The following is a 17423-nucleotide window of genomic DNA, read 5'->3' as shown; positions in this document are numbered from 1 at the left end:
TGAGGAGTGGTACTGACTCACTCATGTCCTTAGTTTAGCGTAGTTTGATGTTTTGTCAACCTGTCCCAGATTTCCTGAAGTTATAGACCAAGACCTGTTAAGCGATCGCTCTCACCTGAATCCTTACCTTTTTATATAGTATAATTATAACAATTCCTATTAAAAATATCAGGTTTTGTGGAGAGCGTTCGCAATACATTTAGGAGGAATTTTGTATGGGTGAAGCAAAACGTAGAAAACAGTTAGATCCTAATTTTGGTATAATACCGAAACAAAGAAATACAGGGTATGAGCAAATTACTGATAGTGTGTTTATGTCGAAGGATATAGACAACAATAAAGATTTTGTGACCGCTCTTGTTATGGGAGGCAGCATTGAATATATACAGACACAATTAGAAGTAATTATTAACAATAATAATCAAGCAAAACAATGGATGTTAGGATGTGATCAACCAGTTTTTGATAATTTAGTTGCTGCTGCTAAAAATATATGTCAGGAGAAAGATTTTAAGTATACTGCAAATAAAGATACACCTGAAGATTTAGCAGGTGTAGTCATATTTTCCCCCGCTGGTATACCTAAAGATGCTATTTGCAAAGGTGGCTATGAGATTAAAATTTAGCAATATTACTCTGGGAGTTTTCTGATTTTCAAGTTATTAAAAGAAGGGGATTGAATAAAAGGAAAATTTTTGATTTATCCCCTTAAAAGGGGAGGCTTTGAACCTGAATTGTTGAATTAATAATTAATTTACTATCAACTCTTAATTATTAATTATTAACTATTAATTATTAATTATTCGGTGACTATAAAATACTATTATATTAGTTTATTAGCATAATTTATGTTGATTTTTAACAGTGAGAAATTAATTATTAAAAAATATTATGGGAAGAAAAAGAAATCATAAAAAGAAAACTACTTTTGGCTATAACAAAATTTTTGCTAGTCTTGAAAAGTATCTTCAAGTTTTTTTTGAAGCTAAACAATTAAGAGGGAATATTGGGTATACCTTACCACTATTTTCTCTTAACAAAACAGAAAACGAAATAAATAATGTCGGATTTAAAATTGATGTATTACTAAGTAATGGAGTGAGTATCACACCTTGTGGTCATAGTGGTTCAGTCTGGATAACTCCCGTATTTATAGTAGAGATATTAGCTTCAACCATAGATAATAATGAATTAGAAATTTTCTATGAATTCTTGTTTGAGATAGTAAAAAGTATTGATTCGGAATTCTTTGTTTATCCACAGACGCAAAGTGATGCTGAAATAAATTTGACTTGTAATGGTGGATATTACGCCGACGATAAAAATGCTCAAACTTTTGGCTATATTGTTTTCAAAAAAAGACTGAGTAAAGTTGAAATGATTAAGATAGGAGAATTTGTTGATGCTGATTTTCGAGATTATCTATCTGTCAAATCAACAAATTTAATCAAAAATATTTTTGAAACGCCATAGCTCCACCCTGCCTACTTGGGGAGTAGGTTAATTTTTTTATAAAATCTCAATCAAACCCAACACCAACTATTCAGGTGGCCCCAAAGCCAACTGCAGCCTCTCAAAAAACTCAAAAGGCATCACCCCCAACAACCCACTCAACAAACCAACAAGCGTATCAACAGACACAAAATCCAGGATTTTTCGGCCAAAAATCTTAACTACCTCAGCCACTTCATGAGCTAATTCCTCCGCTGTCATGGCTTGATCTCTCAAATCCTGCAACAGAGCAGGTATCCAAATTTCCAAAAAAGTAAAAGATTCCTCAAACTCAGTATCCACAACAGTTTCACAGATGTGCATTTTGTTATTATCTAATAAAGAATATATAACAGTTTTGCACATTTGCTCAATTCGCTTAAACCCACCTGGAGTAAGAGTTTTTCCCTTTCGCCCCACCCCAGTTCTTTCAATACCAATTATTTCCCCCACCTTAGCTTGAGTTACCTTTTCACCATCTTTGACTAGACTAAACACAGCCTCAACCAACCGACGGTTAACCTGCTCACCTTTAGGAGCCGCTTGTGGACAAATATCAAAACTACTCACCACATTAACTGTTGCCCCCGGATAATTCTTCTTAATTTCAGCAATTTCCATTTCATTGAAAGGAGCAACATGGTAAATAGTTAATTTCTCATTCTGACGACGGTTCGCCCTTAGACGAGCATAAGTCTGAATAGTCTCATTCATATTCTGGCGAACCACCCACTCCCCATACCTACCTGTCAACTTATTAGGCACAACAGCACATCCTGTAGTTGCTTGCCATTGAGCCGCCATAGCAGACAAATTACGAGTCTGCTTACCCACACAAATCAATAAATCATCCTTTTGAGATTGATTACTAGCACGGTTATCCCGGAAATGATACCCCAAACGCCCAATATTTTCTATATCCTGATATTGCTCAATATGTCCCTGGAAATCAAACAAAGTAGACGAATTAGGTTTATTCTCAAATTCAGCGATCGCCTGCACCAAAAACTTAATTCGATTACCATTAGCATACCGAGAATCATAACGACGTTGAGTACCACAAGCACCCATATCCGTAATTAAGTTAATAGTAAGATTACTATAGTCAGGCAATTCCATCTCCACCACCAAAATATACTTACCTGCCTCATCAAACTTAGCCTGCTCTAACTCTTCACGAAGGGTCTCAACAGTTCTAGATAAATCTTGATACTCTTCATCCTCAACAGTTCCTGGCCAATGAATAAGTAAACCCTCAGCAATAGCCAACTCTTCAGTAAGTAATGAAACTTTTTCAGGTGATGGTTTACCTAAACCAGTAAGTCGCCGTAAGTCCTTCACATCAGCAGTAGCATCAATATAAATATTAAAAGCCGAATTCTTAACTAACTGTTGTGGATGACGACTAGGACGAGTAAATGTCAACTCCTTATGTGGTGTAATTCCCAAACTAATTTTTTTGTAACCGCAAAATACATCAAGCAGAGGGGAAAGCCAATTGAGATGGACTTTTTGTTGAATCAGCATTTGTTTCTCTGCTGGAGTTTGAGTAGCAGAGAGCATAGATAAACTTTTCTCCAACCATGAATATACTTCATCTCTGATATCCTCAAGACTAGGAATAACCCATTGATTTTTACATCCAACAACTATGGGGTCTCCATCTTCATCAAACTCATTAGTATAAAGCCATTCATTTTTTCCCCAAATATCACTTCCAGAGCGCTTGACATTTGTAGTTGTATTTGTATTTTCAGGCCGTGAGATTTTTTCTATTTTCTGGGAAAGAATTTTCTGATAATTCACCTGGTTTGTTGTATCCCAATAAGAATAATGGGAAACTGAACCTGTGATCAAATCGAATGATTCTAGTAGTAAGTTATTTGGTTTTTGTAGTAGAAATTGTTTGTGTAAAGAAAATTGACCATCTATGATTGGAGATGTAGCTAAACAATCCTTAGAATATTTTTTGAGAATTTTTTTGTCTAGTTTATATCTGTCTGAATTTTTCAATGGGAGAGAGAGTGTCAACCACATTTGAGAATAAGCTTCAAATATTGCCCCATCTAATTCGGTGCGAGTAGGTAATTTGGCCATCACATCAATATGAGAATCACCATATTTTTTATTCTCTGCATTAATAGAAGAAATAGCCTTCTGAAAAGGAACTAATATGGCCTTTAATGCCAATTTCAACTCATCAGGCAAACCAGCACCATCAACTTTATCTGCGACAAACTTCTGAATTTCAGTCAAACTTACCTTCAGAGTTTCAAACGGAACAATATTAGCCTCAGCTTCTTCAATTACCAAAATATCCGAACCCCGAGATTTACCAAAACCAGGCACAGATGAACTGATATAATTTTCCTCTTCTTGAATGCGTTGCCTTTCAAGAATTAGAGGACAGCCAATATTCCCTGAGTGATCGTACAGCAAAGGGCAAGTTGTGCAAATAGGTGAATCTTTGCCTGCAAAGACTTGCATACCTTTTTTCTTGGTTTCCAGAAAAGTATATGTTTCAGGGCAATTTGGTGGTATGTCAGGTATTTCATCTTTTTTGACTCGGGTTAAATGAGGATTTCCTAGTGCTGTGAACCTATTCTCATCTTTTTTCAATCCTAAATGTTTACCAGGAAGAGGTATAAATTTACGTTCAATACCAACGACAGAGGGGTTTCGATAATTAGCATCTAAGTAAATAATTCTTGGGTATTTGGCATCAATGACATTACCCATTTCATCAAATTCGATATCGGGTTCAATGCCAAACAAGGATAAGTCTAATTTATCTACACTCCAAGACTTACCACCTCCGGCGTAGATATTCCACAGAATATTTCTGAACCCGTTCAAATAAGCTTCAGCAGTGAGAAGTGGTAAATCTGCACTACTGCTGATAATTATTTTTGGACAACCCATCTCTACCCATTTCTGAAACTCTGGCAAATGTCCTGGTTCATATTTTATTGTGTTTTTCTCCAGATTGCCTTTTTTGTCAGTGCTTTCCGTTACCGATTTTAGTTTAGACTGTTTGAGTGGACCAAATAACTTCCTGGTTTTACCTGCAACCCAGTTAGCAAAACTTATGCCCGCTTTAGTTTCTCCGATTTTATCCCACCATTGCTTTTTTGTTATTGGCTTTGATTTATGTTGTGGTTTTGATTTATGTTGTGGTTTCCACTCCGGTAGTTCTACACCAGCGTCATTAGCTAACTCTTCAACTATCTCTATAAAATCCTTGCCTTTAGGTGTACCATGCCCGCCGTTGGCAAAATGTCGATATTGTACTGCGTGGCCTCCTTCTTGACAGCTATGACAATACCAAGAGTTATCGGTAGGGTTAACTTGAAAAGCTGTACCGCTACTACCTCCATGCTGAGGACAGAAGCCAACCAACTTCTTACCATGTTTTTTGAAGTTGTGGCCACCCCAATCATAAATATCTTCAGTGGACAAACGAGGCAAAATGTCCAGCTCTAGGATATCGGCTAAAGAGTCAGCAGTGCTGAGGCTAGGGTGAGCTTGTCTCTCTAGCTTACGTTGCTCTAAGTATCGTTCTCGTTCCGCTTTCTTCTCCTCAGCTTCAGTGGTGGCCTTTGCTTCTTTGTCTGCTAGTTCTAGGAGTACATCTAGGATAGGTTGTGGGGTGATCGCTACCTCTGTATCTGCTGGGAAATTTACCCAGCTATATCTACCAGTTGTTGGATGGTAGGAAGGCGACAGAACGGACTGACAATAGTTATAACGAAATTCTAAAAGTTCGTCTGTGTCAGTTTTTAAGCCCTCCCACTCTCGGACTACAGCTCGGGTAAAGTTGGCTAATTTTTCCCTATACTCCGGCGGTATTTGAAATGCTATTTGATATCGTCCAGGTTTTCCTGATGTCCAACTTACAGATTTAGGTAAATCTGGACAAATAGCCTTGAGAATAGGTTCGGCACTAGCACCATCTATATCTATGGCCAGTAATCCATCGGATATTTCTCCTAGCCTTACCCCATATCCAGAATCAAAAGCTGTATATGGTTTACCTTTTTTGCTGACTAAATCTTGCCCTTGGGTTATGGCAGTAGCGATCGCTTCCCTACTAACTGGCTCTTCATGTTGCCAGTTACTTCTATAGGGGCGTTTCTCGCGCACTGGTGTTAGTGCCCAGTTGTAGGGGATATTTTTTAAGCCGTCAGCTATCTCAGTAGCGCGTGGGTGGCGGTTAAATATTTTCCATTCCATTTTACAACACTTTCACTAGAGAAGTTTGGACAGCGGATATTAGGGAAGTAGTTGCAGAATTTTGATGTTTGTGTAATAATTGGTTCATAATTTTTTATAAAGAAATATTTAAATCTACAGGACTGTTAATTCTGTGGGTTTTTTTCTTTTCAAGCCTTATCTTCTCACACAATGGCCAAAAATCATCTTCATGTGGTGTTCGACCCACCCTATGCACTGACCGTCAGCTTTCATTAGGCGGAGTAAATATTTTTGATACGCAACTTTGTCAGCCACAGTAGGTTGCGTACCAAATATGGCATCGTGCATCCATTTGTAGGGAGGCCAGTATCCATAATGTATTTGGTATTGTTTGTCTGCCCAATTAGGTTTTAAACCGCGATGATAAGCTTCTGTGAGCAATTCGTGGTAATGGCGATATTGCTTGACCTTATCTGCCGTGCAGCGCAGTAGTTTAAATGTTGTGTCTGTGGTAGGGGAAAGCTTGGAAATAGGAAACTGATAACCACAACAGCCACAAACCTTATCAAAATTGCGATTAACTGCACTGCATTGAGGGCAGATTTTTGTAGGAGCTTCACTTGGTAATGAATGTTTTGATTGACCGAGAGTAAATGTTGTTATATCCTCAATGAATCCAAATTGTTTAATTAATCCTGCTTGGTCTAAAATTAGGCAATCATATTTTCCTGGGAATATTCTTAACCCACGCCCTATCTGTTGCCATGCCTTAGCCTTAGATTTAGTGGGGCGACAGAGGAGAACGCAAGAAATGGCAGGGACATCAAAACCTTCTCCCAATGCCTCACAACTTGCTAAGACTTTGATGAGTCCTGATTGTAATTGTGAATAAATTACTTCTCGCATTTTTGTGGGCATGGTGCCGTCTACACTAGCTGCAGCGATTCCAGCTTGATTGAAGGCAGTGGCGATCGCTTTTGCGTGTGCTACATTTACAGCAAAGCCAATGGTTAATCTACCGTTGGCTAATCGTTTCCATTCGGAGACTAGAGTTTCGACGACCTTTGGCACATTGCAACGTACTACTAACTCAGAGTTATCATAATCTCCTGCTACAGTCCGCACTCCTTTGAGGTCAGCACCATCTACGCTGTAGTAAATTGGGGGCGCTAAGTATCCTTTGAGAATGAGTTCTCCTGGAGTGGGAGCTGCTATGAGGGTGTCGAATAGGTCAGACATTGCTTCTCGTTTTGAGAGTCGCCAGGGGGTGGCAGTTAAGCCAATAAATGTGGTGTCGTTAGATTCAAAATTTTCTAGTTGTCTCTGTACTACTTTGTTCCAGGCAGTTTGATGTGCCTCATCGATGAATACAATGCCAGGAGTAAACCAGCTATCAATTTTCCTTCGACTGAGAGTTTGAGCGCTGGCTATTTGAACTGGGGCCAAGCGAGTTTCTTTGTAACCTCCAGCAATGACTCCACATTCAATGCCAAAGTTAGCAAATTTATTTAGTGTTTGCTTGATTAAAACGTCTCTGTGAACTATGAATAGTATTGTTTTGCCACTTGAATACTCTTGATATATGAAGGAAGCAGCAATTATAGTTTTTCCAGCTCCAGTAGGGGCGACAATAAGTATTCGGCGGTGGTTGTGCTTGATGAGTTTGTATAGATCGTCAATAACTTGGAGTTGGTAATCTCTGAGCTGAGGAATATTTGATGGTGCTATAATTAGGCTCAGAGATAATTGTTTATCTTCTTCCACGTTTTTTTGAGTATGCTGCTGTAACAATGAGGGTTGCAGCAGTTTTGTTTTTGTTATAGATGCTACTGATGGTGTCATGTTATTTTGCTCCAAATAAAAAATAATTTGTTTGAGTGGTGGGGACGGTTTTTAATGTAGTGAGCTACTTTATGTAGGAGGAGGTGCAGATTTATCTTCTACGATGAAATTGTAAATTTCTTTATGTGTTAAATTTGCAGCGATCGCTCTTTCTACTGCACGGACTTTCTTGATTGGACATCCAATAGACTCAATCTTCTTAGAGCCTTTAGAGCGCCAGCAATATTTCCAATACCAATGCTTGAGTTCGTTCGTCCCCCACGTTTCTTCTTTAATTCGGGGATACTCTACATAACCATTTTGGGTGGACTTCCAGCTTGTATATTTATTAAGCCATCCACTGCCCCCCACTGGCTTATACTGAAATTTTCCGGTAGCATTTGCTATCGGAAGCCTAGACTCTTTGTTGGGCCTTTCTCCTGGAGTTTGAGTATTGTTGTTTCTTTGATGGCGTTTGTTTGGTGGTAAGTTACCACTACTGTTACCAGTTGCACATTGATGTGGTGTGGTGTGGGCAGTTCGGGGTATAGCTCTCTGTTGTAGTTTCATGATTTAGAAAAGGATGTAATTTATTTATTAGCCGAATTGAGAAGTTTTAGTTGAGATTTAACTCAAAAAACGTTTGCTTCGTTGTCGTTTGATTTGGGAGAGTCTGGTTTTTTTCCAGTCTCTCAACCAGTCTGGGGCTTTTTTACCTCCAACTCTCCTTGCTCTGAGCTAGAAGATTGAGTATGATCGCCGGATGATTTTGGTCTGAGGTGATAGAACTTATAAGAGATTTCAGCGCTGACTAAAAATGCTTCTAAGTTAAAGTCATATTTAGCTAGTTCGCCAATTAATTTTTGTTCTATTTCTAGTTCGTATTTCTCGTTGTGGTGAATACTGCCTACAACTGTGCCGTAATGAGTTACAGTGAGGTCTACTTCATCATGCGTAACTTTAAAGCCTTCAAGTTTTTCGATTTCTGCTTTGATGACATCCATCCAGGTAGGATCGTCGTCATCTACTTCACTGAAGAAGTTAAAGTCGTCTTCTTCCTCAAGATAAGGTTCATTTGCTACAAGTGTATTGCTATCAACAAACTTCTCTTCACTTGGTTTCATAAATTGTTGATTTTTCACGTCATTCAGTTTGTTCCAAGCAGGAGAGCAATAGAAAAGTTCACTGAGTAGTCGTTCGGCAATTTCAAACTCTTTATCGTCCCAATTTTCTTTGGTAATTAATTCTTTGATGTTTTGATTAGAGATGATATAATCTTCTGGATTATCTTCATATTTGTTATTAAAAATATCCGTAATTAAATCATCTGCTAATATTGAATATTTTTCAAATAATAGATGATTTAATTGTTCATCTATCACTATGTCTGAAGAATCAATAACCTTGATAGTTCCTAAGTCATCACCGAGCCAATCTTCCAATCGTTCATCATTATAAAATTTGAATATTTTTTCCTGACGAACTATCACTAAATCATTCATATTTGATAGGGAGTGTAGAGCATTTTGGATAATATCTGCTTTGTTGAATTCCACTCCTAATTTACCTATGCCCATTAGGTAATCATTGGGATTTATTTCTCCTTGAGATTGAATATCTTCTATTAAGTTGTCAATATCGATACTGTATGAATCTCTGAGTAGTTGTTTTTCCCGTTCTGGTAGTTCCAATCTTTCATCATCCTTAAAAAATACTGTGCCAAATAATTCTTTGTCTTGGTGTATATATGCTGTAGTAGAATTATTTCTGGTGGCAATTAAGTCGGTATTATACCCGTTCAGGATATCAATAAAATACTCTAAACTATCAATGATGTCTTGATTAAACCACCATTCGGCTCTTTCTACAGCCTCTTCTATGGTTTTTGCATGGTTGGAAAATGCTGTTTCATGGCTTATGAAGAATAGACCTTGACTTTCGTATAGGTCGGTAATTTTCACCCAGTCACTACTGTTTTTATCATCTGTTTCATAGAGCATTACTTGGCTATCATCAATAGCTTCTAATACCCATTTTTCTGATACTAATGATTCGATTTTTTTGATTAGTGGCAAAGTAGTTTCAACTTCTGTGGATTGACTATTTGTTGAAGTTTTTACTTCTCCATATTTGCTAAAAACTTCATTAAATTTGTCTGTGTTTTTTCCCCAATAAACTAGACAATGGGATTGTCGTGCGGGTAGTTTTGGTTGGTAGTTCGTATCTAAGAATTTGATGCGTCCTTTCCAAAAACAGATGGGTTGATTCCATAGTGGGGCAAACCATTTTGTGTCTGTTGATGCTGGCAAGAGAGCGATCGCTTCTGTGACGTTACTGTCATTAACTTCTGAAATCAGTTTCTCTATCCATTTACCAGGACAGCTATAGGGTGGGTTGATGAATACTTTCCCAAACCATACACAAGCAAGTCCATCTTCTCTTATGGTTTTGTGGTATTTTGCTGGTATGTGTTTTCCGTCGTCAGAACAGGGGTCTAGGTCTATTTTTCCTAACACAAGTTCTACTAATTCAACAATCTCTGGTGGTGTGTACCAACAGTCTGAGGATTTAATAGAAATAGAAAGTGCTTTTTCTTTGCTCTTTTTACCATAGTTGGGAACATTAGGGCTCCGCCAAACCGCATCTATCAATAGTTTGTTTATTGGAGTATCATCTTTGCACCATCTATGAGAGGATTCAGATGTTTTAAGCCGGATTCTGTAATCTCCTTGGTTGCCGTCCCAAAGGAATTGAAAGTAACGTGTAACCGTCCCTCTGCTTACTTCTCCACTATTAGAGTCGTGCCAGGTAACAGTGGTGTTGTTATCTAGTTTCGCTTCAGCAGTTTCTATTTGGGTGATTGCTGCTGTCTTATGTTGAGGAGTTACGCGATCGCTTGATTTCTGTGACTCTAAAACTATATCTGTCTTTAAGCCTTTCAATATTTCAGTAAACGCATGAATATTTCCAGAACAGTAAACTTTGTTGCGACCAGGACGGATATACCACCAACTACCGTCGTTATAGCCTAGTTCAATTACTTCTACACCCTCTTCACCGAAATACTCCTCTTTCCAGTTAGGAGTAAATATACCTAATTTACCTACATTACTGCCTATTTCTTCAGTGAATCTACCTCCCACTTCCTCTGCTGCTTTGCACAGTTTCTGTAGAATAATTTCTGTCTCGTCGGGTTTTCCTGCTTTGAATTCTTGCCATACCGCATCTATCAAGGGTTGAGTTGTGGAATTGATATCTTTACTCCACCTCTTAGCGGATTCAGATTTTTTGAGACCTACTTGATGTTGATTTTGTTTGTTGTTCCAAAGTAAACGGAAATACCTTTTCTCTGAACCTGCACTTACTTTTCCACTGATGGAGTTGTACCAAGTTACATCAACATCTTTTGATGCGTTCTCTGTTGCAGGCAGTTCTGTCTGATTGTCTAGACTATTATCATCTAGACAATTATTACTTTCGGCATATTTTGAGGGTTTTGTGTCCGAGACTACATTTTTTTGTTCGTCTTTTCGATAATCGCCATCAACTATTTCAATTACTCGCAGTGTTGGTGACGGTAATGTTGGTAAGATTAATCCGAGTTGTTCGGCAACTTCGGATCGATATACGGGATACTTTTCAAGTATTGGAGCCAATTCTCCTGTTAATGCAGAAATTTTTGTATCCGCATTTCTCATGTCTGAGAGACGTTCTTGTTCTTGTTGTAACTGGTTTTGAAGGAGACGCACCAGCTCTTGCTGGTTTTGTAGATGTATCATAATGAATTTTTAAGATATCGTTTACAGAATTTCCTGGTTGCAGACAGTGGGAATTCCGTGTACATCAGAGAGTGGTGGGTTGCGGGGGTTAATTGAAAATCTTGTATATACGATTCGCGATCTGAAATAACACAACTGCAGCTATATAAAATATATTGAGTTTTTCTGCTATCAATCGATCAGTAGTTCAAGATTTTTAACATGGATGCAATATCACTATGATGCAACGGAGGTACGGATGGAGTGATGCTCGGCTAAAGTGTAGTTAGTTGCACTTGATTACACGAAGGAGCGATCGCTACATCCTATCCGGTTAATACAACCCATTTTTGATTTAACTGATACGCTAAACGGCGTACTTTACGGGATGGTTTGTTATGGCCATTAATCCAGTGGCCAATAGCTCTAACCGAAACTCCTAGAGCCTCAGCTAATGTATCTCTGGAAATATTAAATTTTTTGAGCAGTTGTAGCGGGTCCAATTCTGCTGTTTCGATTTTGGGAGGGAACGGCAGTGGCCACTTATTCAAAATCTGTAAAAGTTCCCAGGCTAGTCGTTGAATAGTCCGGCTTGGTTTTGTTGCGCCACACATCCATCTCGATACGGCAGATGGATTGACTCCTAATATCTTTGCTAGTTGCGTTTGGGATAGCCACGAAAACTGTAAAAGGAGGGAGACTGGATTTATCTCCTCGAAATGTGCTATACTCATAATTCAAAAGTTTTAAAACAATAGATTTTAGCTATAGGGAAGCTTGTAACTTCCTTGTAGCTTTTTATTTTGTGAAAAGGTAGAACCTTTTCAAGTTTTTTGTTCAGGATTGTCCATAGAAATAATAGTATCTATGACATCTATTTTAGGCAAGAGATGTTTATATTTGTTTACAAACATGGTTAACTCATTTGCCATATCCCCATAATCCAAAAGCTTTAAAATATAGGTGCTATCCGTCTCTAAATCTTTGCCCCACCCTTTAATAGAGTTGGGAGAAAGTCCGGTAACACGGCTGATTTCTGCTATGGCTTTTTGTCTGTACCCCCAGTCTTCTGGCTTCAGGCCGTACAGTGTGAGCATCCATTTTTTGAGGTATGCGCTAACTTTCATCTAAATATCTAACGACTACCAATCTATGATGGCCTTGAATTGTCGTTTCCTCTGTTAACAATACAATTTCACACTGTAAAAAATAGTAGGTGATACATACAAGTATCCGGTTTTGACTTCAAAGCTTCAGTAAGATTTTTTTGTCAGCCTTAAATCATTATGATGCAATTAAAGATATTTTGTCAATCTTTACATCAGAGTAGTGTATCAAATAGTATTGGAATTGCATCATAATAGTTTGTAGGTCTAATATTCAGAAAACTTTAAAATGGGAAGAGCAGCTCAAAAACCAAATCGAATCAACGTAGAAGTTGGAGATATACGCCATTTTATAGAGATTTTGGCTGATGGAAATTCATTGGCCATTTACGGTAATCAGCTATTCAAAGAGGCTCTTCACCACAAGTTTTTCAATATGACCATTGCTGAAATAGTCAATAAACTCAATCCTGAAACATTAAGTGAACTTACGGGTATTGAGTTTGAGCGAATAGCAGATATAGCAGTAGGTCAATCTCCACCTACTAATTCAGAGTTGGTTTTGTTGGCTAAGGAATTGAAATCTATTGGATTAGACGCTCAAAAGCTCAAGCAGATGAGAGACAGAGATTATCCAGATTGATAATTGAGCGATCGCTACAACTTTTTTCAAAAATTAAACTTACTCATGGAATTGCTACAGGAGGGATACAGGATTAATCTCCTCGAAAAATGCTATACTCATAATTCAAGAAATTTTTAAAAGACATTGATTGTAGCTATAGGGAAGCTTGTAACTTCCTTGTAGCTTTTTATTTAGCTTAATGGTAACTAAATATTACTATTAAGTCAAGTACCATCAATAAAGTGTTTTTTGAATAACTGACGGAATTCGTTGATAATGTTGGCCTGTTTTAGTATGACCTTGACATAGTCTGGATGCCCTTTGAAATCAGCTCCCCAGTTTTTTATAGATTGCTCGGTAAAGCCTGTGACTTTTGCTAGCTCTTCGATACAACGAGCTTTATAGCCTCGCTGTTCAGGTAAAGTGTTGTAAAGTACAGGGACCCATATTTGACAATACTCTTCAGGACTCATGCCAGTTTTAATATATGAATTATTTTCTACATGGCATTTTGTTATAGGCATTGTCTAGGGTGAATTTGAACTACATCTATATCTATGGTAATCAATAGTTACCTTTAGTTCATATCTGGCGATCGCTACAAACCTCAACTCATTTTCTTAAAACAGCTTTTGAAAACTATTTTCTAGAACGAATTTGTTCCGCTTTGAGGAGTTGCAATTCTGACAATAAACTATGTATAGCCTCTAAATGTTCTACTTGAAACACAATTACAAACCCTTTTCCGTCTCTGCTGTAACCAGGACAGTTCAAGGCTACCCCCTCCTCACCATCTTCATAAGTCGTTTTAGCTGAAAATAGCCAGTCGTCGGGAGTTAAGGCGTAGTGAGTGTCCGTCCACGTTTTATGGTTTGAGTCGGAAAATTGAGTAGTTTTGTTCATCAAGTACCTCCGTAGAGACCCATACGGGCAACCCTAAAATGAGTTTGTCTGTATCTGGTTAAGATACAGTTGTTACGCCGTGGCTTTGGTAAGTCACGGGTTTTGCTTTGTTATAAGTTTGTTGAGGTACTAGCTACGGTGCTTGAGCGCTCTGGCTTGCTCCTGCGTTCTCTCTTTTGTTAATCTAAGTATACGGCAAGAAGGTATTTACCGTCAAGAGTAAATAAAGAAAAAGTATAACCTAGATGTAAAGATAATAGGTAAATACAGATATGTAGATAAAAAGAAATATTAAGCAGGATGGCCAATGATGACAGAAAAATTAAGACCTCCATTGTATTATCTCAATGGGTAAAGCAGATGATAAAGCGGGTTGCGGCTAGTGAAGATGTAGCTATGAGCGATTGGATCGAACAAGCTTGCAGAGAAAAATTGATGGATTTAGGCATTTTGCCAGTTCACGATTACAAAGATTTGGCCGACTTGGTTGATACACACTACGATTTACTCAGGGAGCAAACGCAAATACCTACATCAAATCTTAACAACATTCGTCGAGGAGGCAGTTGCTCTGAAATTGATTTGCTAAGAGTAGCGATGTGTTTGGACATCAGTGAAACTGATATCCGGAATTTAGCTACAAAATCCGTTACTAACTTAACTCAATATTGCGGTGATGGAGTTTAACCGTCAAGAAAGTAGTTTAACCAGGGATTACAAGCCTCAATTTTGGGCAAATTTGGAAACTTTAAACCGAAATCTGTTGGCTGAACCAACTACTACTTCTAGTGATGTGAGGTTGCCTGTGGCATAGATTGACTTTTGTGGGAAGCGATCGCCTTTATCCAAAAGTAAGCGATCGCTCCAGCTTTAAGATTAAGTCCGACATTTTCCGATAGCATTTGCTATCGGAAAGACTCAATAATAAAAAGATGTGATAAAAATGGCCTTAACTCTTCCTGATACAATTTCTTCAGCCAGCAGAGGCATTTGCTTTTTCTGGCATCCTTTACCCTCTGAGTGATGATGTAGTCGATTTCTTGTCCGCACTGTGGCATAGTAATAGACCGCGATGTGAACGCGGCGATAAATGTAAAAAATAGGGTGGCAGGGTATTCCGTCCTTAAAGCATAGCTTAAAGCACGCACTTGCCCGACGGGATACCGGGGCTACGAAACGAGAAGCCCACACTATAGCGTCAGCTTAGTGTGGGAGTATGTCACAAGTTCAGGCTCATTCTGTAATTTCTAGGAGTAATACCAAAATGCTTTTTAAAAGCATCACAGAACCGACTTGGACTTTTATAACCAACGGTTTGAGCTACTCTAGCAACAGTTAACATTTGCTCTGCTAAGAGATTTTTCCCCCGCTCCATTCGGATTTTTTGCAAGTATCCAAATGTAGTTGTACCAAAAACTTCCTTAAAGCCTCGTTTAAGTTTATAATCATTAAGTTGTACTTTTCTAGCTAATTCCATTAGTGATGGTGGATTTTCTAAATTTGCCTCTAAAATTGATTTTGCTAGATGAATTCTCTCAATATCATCCGGTTGTAAACATCCAGATGAACTAGATGAAATAATTCCTGACTGACTTTGTATTAATTGTGTTAACTGTAAACTTATTAATTCTAGTGTCTTACTTTCTAGATAAATTTGTCTGGCTATACCTTGATATGGGCAACTAATAATTTGCTGTAACGCTTGCTGCATTGCTGGAGTTATAGCTCCAACATTCCGATGAAAAATTTGCCGTGAATTATTGGAAATTAATGCTTTTAATTCAGTAGGTATTAGCTCGAGTTTACTACTAAAACTTCTGAAAATATCGGGTTCTACAATAATTCTAATTCTCTGTAAATCTACTCCGGTTGGTATTTCTTCTATTTCTTTTGTGCCAGGAAGAAAAAATAAATAATTTTCTCCACTTTTTTCATAATAGTAGTCATCTCCAATTCCTTCTGTCCATACTCGGTAAGTTCCCGAAAGTTGGAAACCTAATATTAATGGCATGGCAGCATGATGTTGAATTTCTCTAGCAATAGTATATTTTGCTTTTCCACCACTAATCTTTATTTTTAGTCCAGGGCGTAGTTTGATTGTTCTATTGTATCTTACTCCTAAGTCCTCTTCTGCTTGAATTTTGAGAAAAGTTTCAAAATCATTAGAGTAGGAAACAATTTTTCCTTTTTCTAAATATTCTTGATATACTGCTTTGTATTCTGTTGTTGTTAAATATTTGATCATTTATTGTTTTTCTTTTAGTAATCAGTAGTCAGTAGTCAGTAGTCAGTAGATAGTTTTTATTTTAGTAGTCAGTAGAAAGAAATTAAATATCATTTATTTTACATTTCAGGATTATGAGTCACGTTTTCTAACAAAAAAAACTCCTAGGAATTTTCATGTATTATTTTTTAACGCTATATATCCACTAATACTAAATCTCAAAAAAAATTAGCTATGACAGAGTTGGGGTTACTAAACTATTACAAGTATTAAGTATTACGATATTTGAGAAAATAGCAAAATATAAAATAATATCATATTAAGTTAAATACTTATAATAAAAAGTTGGCAAATTGTCGGCTTGGTTAAGCAGTAGCGCCACAAAAAAACTATTATTTGTTTTGTTTTAGACTTCAATCAAATCTACAGTATTATTAGTGATTATTAGAACTACAGCTAACAAAATAAGTATCAAAAATGCTCGTCAACTTACTTTCACCATAGAACTCACATGATATTGCTTAACTGGTGTTAATTTCATATCATCACTCGAACGCAAAGCACTCATCACCTGACCATTAACTTCCACTTTTGCTTCATAAGCTTTTTTCAAATTACTATCATCACCAACAATAAATTCCAGTTGCACCAATGCCCAATTTGCTTCTACCTTTGCTTCCTCTAGACTGAGATGCTTTAATCTTTCTTCATCAAATGCCAACACTTTACCCGTTTTGGGGTACTTTAACCAACTCCAACCTTCTTGCATCCACATTTCCCGTTCGGCAATTTGTGCAAAAGAGTTTAAACCTGCCCAACCTCGGTAAAACTTACGCAGACCTGATACTGAACCATTTCTCAATACCAATAGATCGAGCATTTCTGGTTCTAAGTGTCCCCAATAACGACCATCAGGCAGATCGACTAATGTTGGTGCAAACTGATGTCCGCCAAAATGACTACATCTCCAAACTCGTAAATTTCCTTGAGAAGTAGCAGCATATTCAGAACGCAACTTTTTATAAATAGGATAGCCAAACCTACCACAAGCTACATCAACATTGGCATGAGTACAAACTAGCATTTCTCTAATTTGGCTAGTTTGTTGTTGATATTGCTGAAAGTTTTCCAGTTCATTTGGTTGCTGCTGTAGTTCCTTGAGCAAGGAAATTAGTAACCCACATTCCGCACTTCAATTTGAATTACAACATACCACAAAAAAACTTGTCTATTTAATTAAGTAGAATTACTTATGGTATTTAGTGACTTCAAGTGAGATCATAAAGCTGATGATCCCATGA

At 37.6% G+C, this 17423-nt stretch carries 15 protein-coding genes; 5 read left to right on the top strand and 10 right to left on the bottom strand.

Annotated features, from left to right (window positions below):
- The first annotated feature begins 215 nt into the window (after positions 1-215).
- Together F6K23_RS37735 and F6K23_RS37730 are read left to right on the top strand one after the other, a co-directional pair.
- On the top strand, positions 216-626 hold the full coding sequence (locus tag F6K23_RS37735) for a hypothetical protein (protein WP_202218486.1): 411 nt from the start codon (positions 216-218) through the stop codon (positions 624-626).
- A gap of 265 nt (positions 627-891) precedes the next feature.
- A complete protein-coding gene (locus F6K23_RS37730) occupies positions 892-1473 on the top strand; it encodes a hypothetical protein (protein ID WP_293165924.1) in 582 nt (193 codons plus the stop codon).
- A gap of 66 nt (positions 1474-1539) precedes the next feature.
- On the opposite strand, the gene F6K23_RS37725 is transcribed toward F6K23_RS37730, so the two are convergent.
- The 6 genes from F6K23_RS37725 to F6K23_RS37700 all read right to left on the bottom strand — a co-directional run bounded on the left by F6K23_RS37725 (position 1540) and on the right by F6K23_RS37700 (position 12391).
- Positions 1540-5724, bottom strand: a complete 4185-nt coding sequence (locus tag F6K23_RS37725) for a bifunctional DNA primase/polymerase (RefSeq protein WP_293165922.1) — start codon at positions 5722-5724, stop codon at positions 1540-1542.
- Positions 5725-5880: 156 nt separating this feature from the next.
- The gene (locus tag F6K23_RS37720; RefSeq protein WP_293165920.1) at positions 5881-7527 is read right to left on the bottom strand and encodes a DEAD/DEAH box helicase; all 1647 of its coding nucleotides are present in this window, start codon (positions 7525-7527) and stop codon (positions 5881-5883) included.
- A 69-nt stretch (positions 7528-7596) separates the two neighbouring features.
- Positions 7597-8076, bottom strand: a complete 480-nt coding sequence (locus F6K23_RS37715) for a hypothetical protein (protein ID WP_293165918.1) — start codon at positions 8074-8076, stop codon at positions 7597-7599.
- A gap of 122 nt (positions 8077-8198) precedes the next feature.
- A complete protein-coding gene (locus F6K23_RS37710; protein WP_293165916.1) occupies positions 8199-11285 on the bottom strand; it encodes a DNA N-6-adenine-methyltransferase in 3087 nt (1028 codons plus the stop codon).
- A gap of 305 nt (positions 11286-11590) precedes the next feature.
- Positions 11591-11998, bottom strand: coding sequence for a helix-turn-helix domain-containing protein (locus tag F6K23_RS37705; protein ID WP_293165914.1), 408 nt, complete (start codon positions 11996-11998; stop codon positions 11591-11593).
- Between the two features lie 90 nt (positions 11999-12088).
- Positions 12089-12391, bottom strand: a complete 303-nt coding sequence (locus tag F6K23_RS37700) for a hypothetical protein (RefSeq protein WP_293165912.1) — start codon at positions 12389-12391, stop codon at positions 12089-12091.
- Between the two features lie 268 nt (positions 12392-12659).
- Between F6K23_RS37700 and F6K23_RS37695 the strand changes: the two genes are divergently transcribed.
- Positions 12660-13013, top strand: coding sequence for a hypothetical protein (locus tag F6K23_RS37695; RefSeq protein ID WP_293165910.1), 354 nt, complete (start codon positions 12660-12662; stop codon positions 13011-13013).
- A 206-nt stretch (positions 13014-13219) separates the two neighbouring features.
- Here F6K23_RS37695 and F6K23_RS37690 read toward each other — a convergent pair whose 3' ends face one another.
- Both F6K23_RS37690 and F6K23_RS37685 read right to left on the bottom strand, forming a co-directional pair.
- The gene (locus F6K23_RS37690) at positions 13220-13519 is read right to left on the bottom strand and encodes a hypothetical protein (RefSeq protein WP_293165908.1); all 300 of its coding nucleotides are present in this window, start codon (positions 13517-13519) and stop codon (positions 13220-13222) included.
- A 115-nt stretch (positions 13520-13634) separates the two neighbouring features.
- Positions 13635-13898 carry a hypothetical protein gene (locus F6K23_RS37685; protein WP_293165906.1) on the bottom strand — a complete coding sequence of 88 codons (264 nt, stop codon included), beginning with the start codon at positions 13896-13898 and terminating at the stop codon, positions 13635-13637.
- Between the two features lie 360 nt (positions 13899-14258).
- Between F6K23_RS37685 and F6K23_RS37680 the strand changes: the two genes are divergently transcribed.
- The gene (locus tag F6K23_RS37680) at positions 14259-14585 is read left to right on the top strand and encodes a hypothetical protein (protein WP_293165904.1); all 327 of its coding nucleotides are present in this window, start codon (positions 14259-14261) and stop codon (positions 14583-14585) included.
- A 348-nt stretch (positions 14586-14933) separates the two neighbouring features.
- A complete protein-coding gene (locus F6K23_RS37675; RefSeq protein ID WP_367267936.1) occupies positions 14934-15032 on the top strand; it encodes a zinc ribbon domain-containing protein in 99 nt (32 codons plus the stop codon).
- A gap of 85 nt (positions 15033-15117) precedes the next feature.
- On the opposite strand, the gene F6K23_RS37670 is transcribed toward F6K23_RS37675, so the two are convergent.
- On the bottom strand, positions 15118-16143 hold the full coding sequence (locus F6K23_RS37670) for an AraC family transcriptional regulator (protein WP_293165902.1): 1026 nt from the start codon (positions 16141-16143) through the stop codon (positions 15118-15120).
- 463 nt (positions 16144-16606) lie between these two features.
- Positions 16607-17287, bottom strand: a complete 681-nt coding sequence (locus tag F6K23_RS37665; protein ID WP_293165900.1) for a sucrase ferredoxin — start codon at positions 17285-17287, stop codon at positions 16607-16609.
- Between the last annotated feature and the right edge of the window lie 136 nt (positions 17288-17423).

The sequence above is a fragment of the Okeania sp. SIO2C9 genome (assembly GCF_010672455.1).
Taxonomy (GTDB): Bacteria; Cyanobacteriota; Cyanobacteriia; order Cyanobacteriales; family Microcoleaceae; genus Okeania.
Note: the sequence above shows the minus strand (reverse complement) of the source record. Positions and strands in the feature narration are given on the sequence as shown.

Coding starts and splice junctions, on each gene's coding strand:
- F6K23_RS37700 (WP_293165912.1), bottom strand. CDS start 12,391: ATGAAAGTTAGCGCATACCTCAAAAAATGGATGCTCACACTGTACGGC.
- F6K23_RS37690 (WP_293165908.1), bottom strand. CDS start 13,519: ATGCCTATAACAAAATGCCATGTAGAAAATAATTCATATATTAAAACT.
- F6K23_RS37680 (WP_293165904.1), top strand. CDS start 14,259: ATGATAAAGCGGGTTGCGGCTAGTGAAGATGTAGCTATGAGCGATTGG.
- F6K23_RS37670 (WP_293165902.1), bottom strand. CDS start 16,143: ATGATCAAATATTTAACAACAACAGAATACAAAGCAGTATATCAAGAA.
- F6K23_RS37715 (WP_293165918.1), bottom strand. CDS start 8,076: ATGAAACTACAACAGAGAGCTATACCCCGAACTGCCCACACCACACCA.
- F6K23_RS37720 (WP_293165920.1), bottom strand. CDS start 7,527: ATGACACCATCAGTAGCATCTATAACAAAAACAAAACTGCTGCAACCC.
- F6K23_RS37710 (WP_293165916.1), bottom strand. CDS start 11,285: ATGATACATCTACAAAACCAGCAAGAGCTGGTGCGTCTCCTTCAAAAC.
- F6K23_RS37735 (WP_202218486.1), top strand. CDS start 216: ATGGGTGAAGCAAAACGTAGAAAACAGTTAGATCCTAATTTTGGTATA.
- F6K23_RS37725 (WP_293165922.1), bottom strand. CDS start 5,724: ATGGAATGGAAAATATTTAACCGCCACCCACGCGCTACTGAGATAGCT.
- F6K23_RS37730 (WP_293165924.1), top strand. CDS start 892: ATGGGAAGAAAAAGAAATCATAAAAAGAAAACTACTTTTGGCTATAAC.
- F6K23_RS37685 (WP_293165906.1), bottom strand. CDS start 13,898: ATGAACAAAACTACTCAATTTTCCGACTCAAACCATAAAACGTGGACG.
- F6K23_RS37705 (WP_293165914.1), bottom strand. CDS start 11,998: ATGAGTATAGCACATTTCGAGGAGATAAATCCAGTCTCCCTCCTTTTA.
- F6K23_RS37695 (WP_293165910.1), top strand. CDS start 12,660: ATGGGAAGAGCAGCTCAAAAACCAAATCGAATCAACGTAGAAGTTGGA.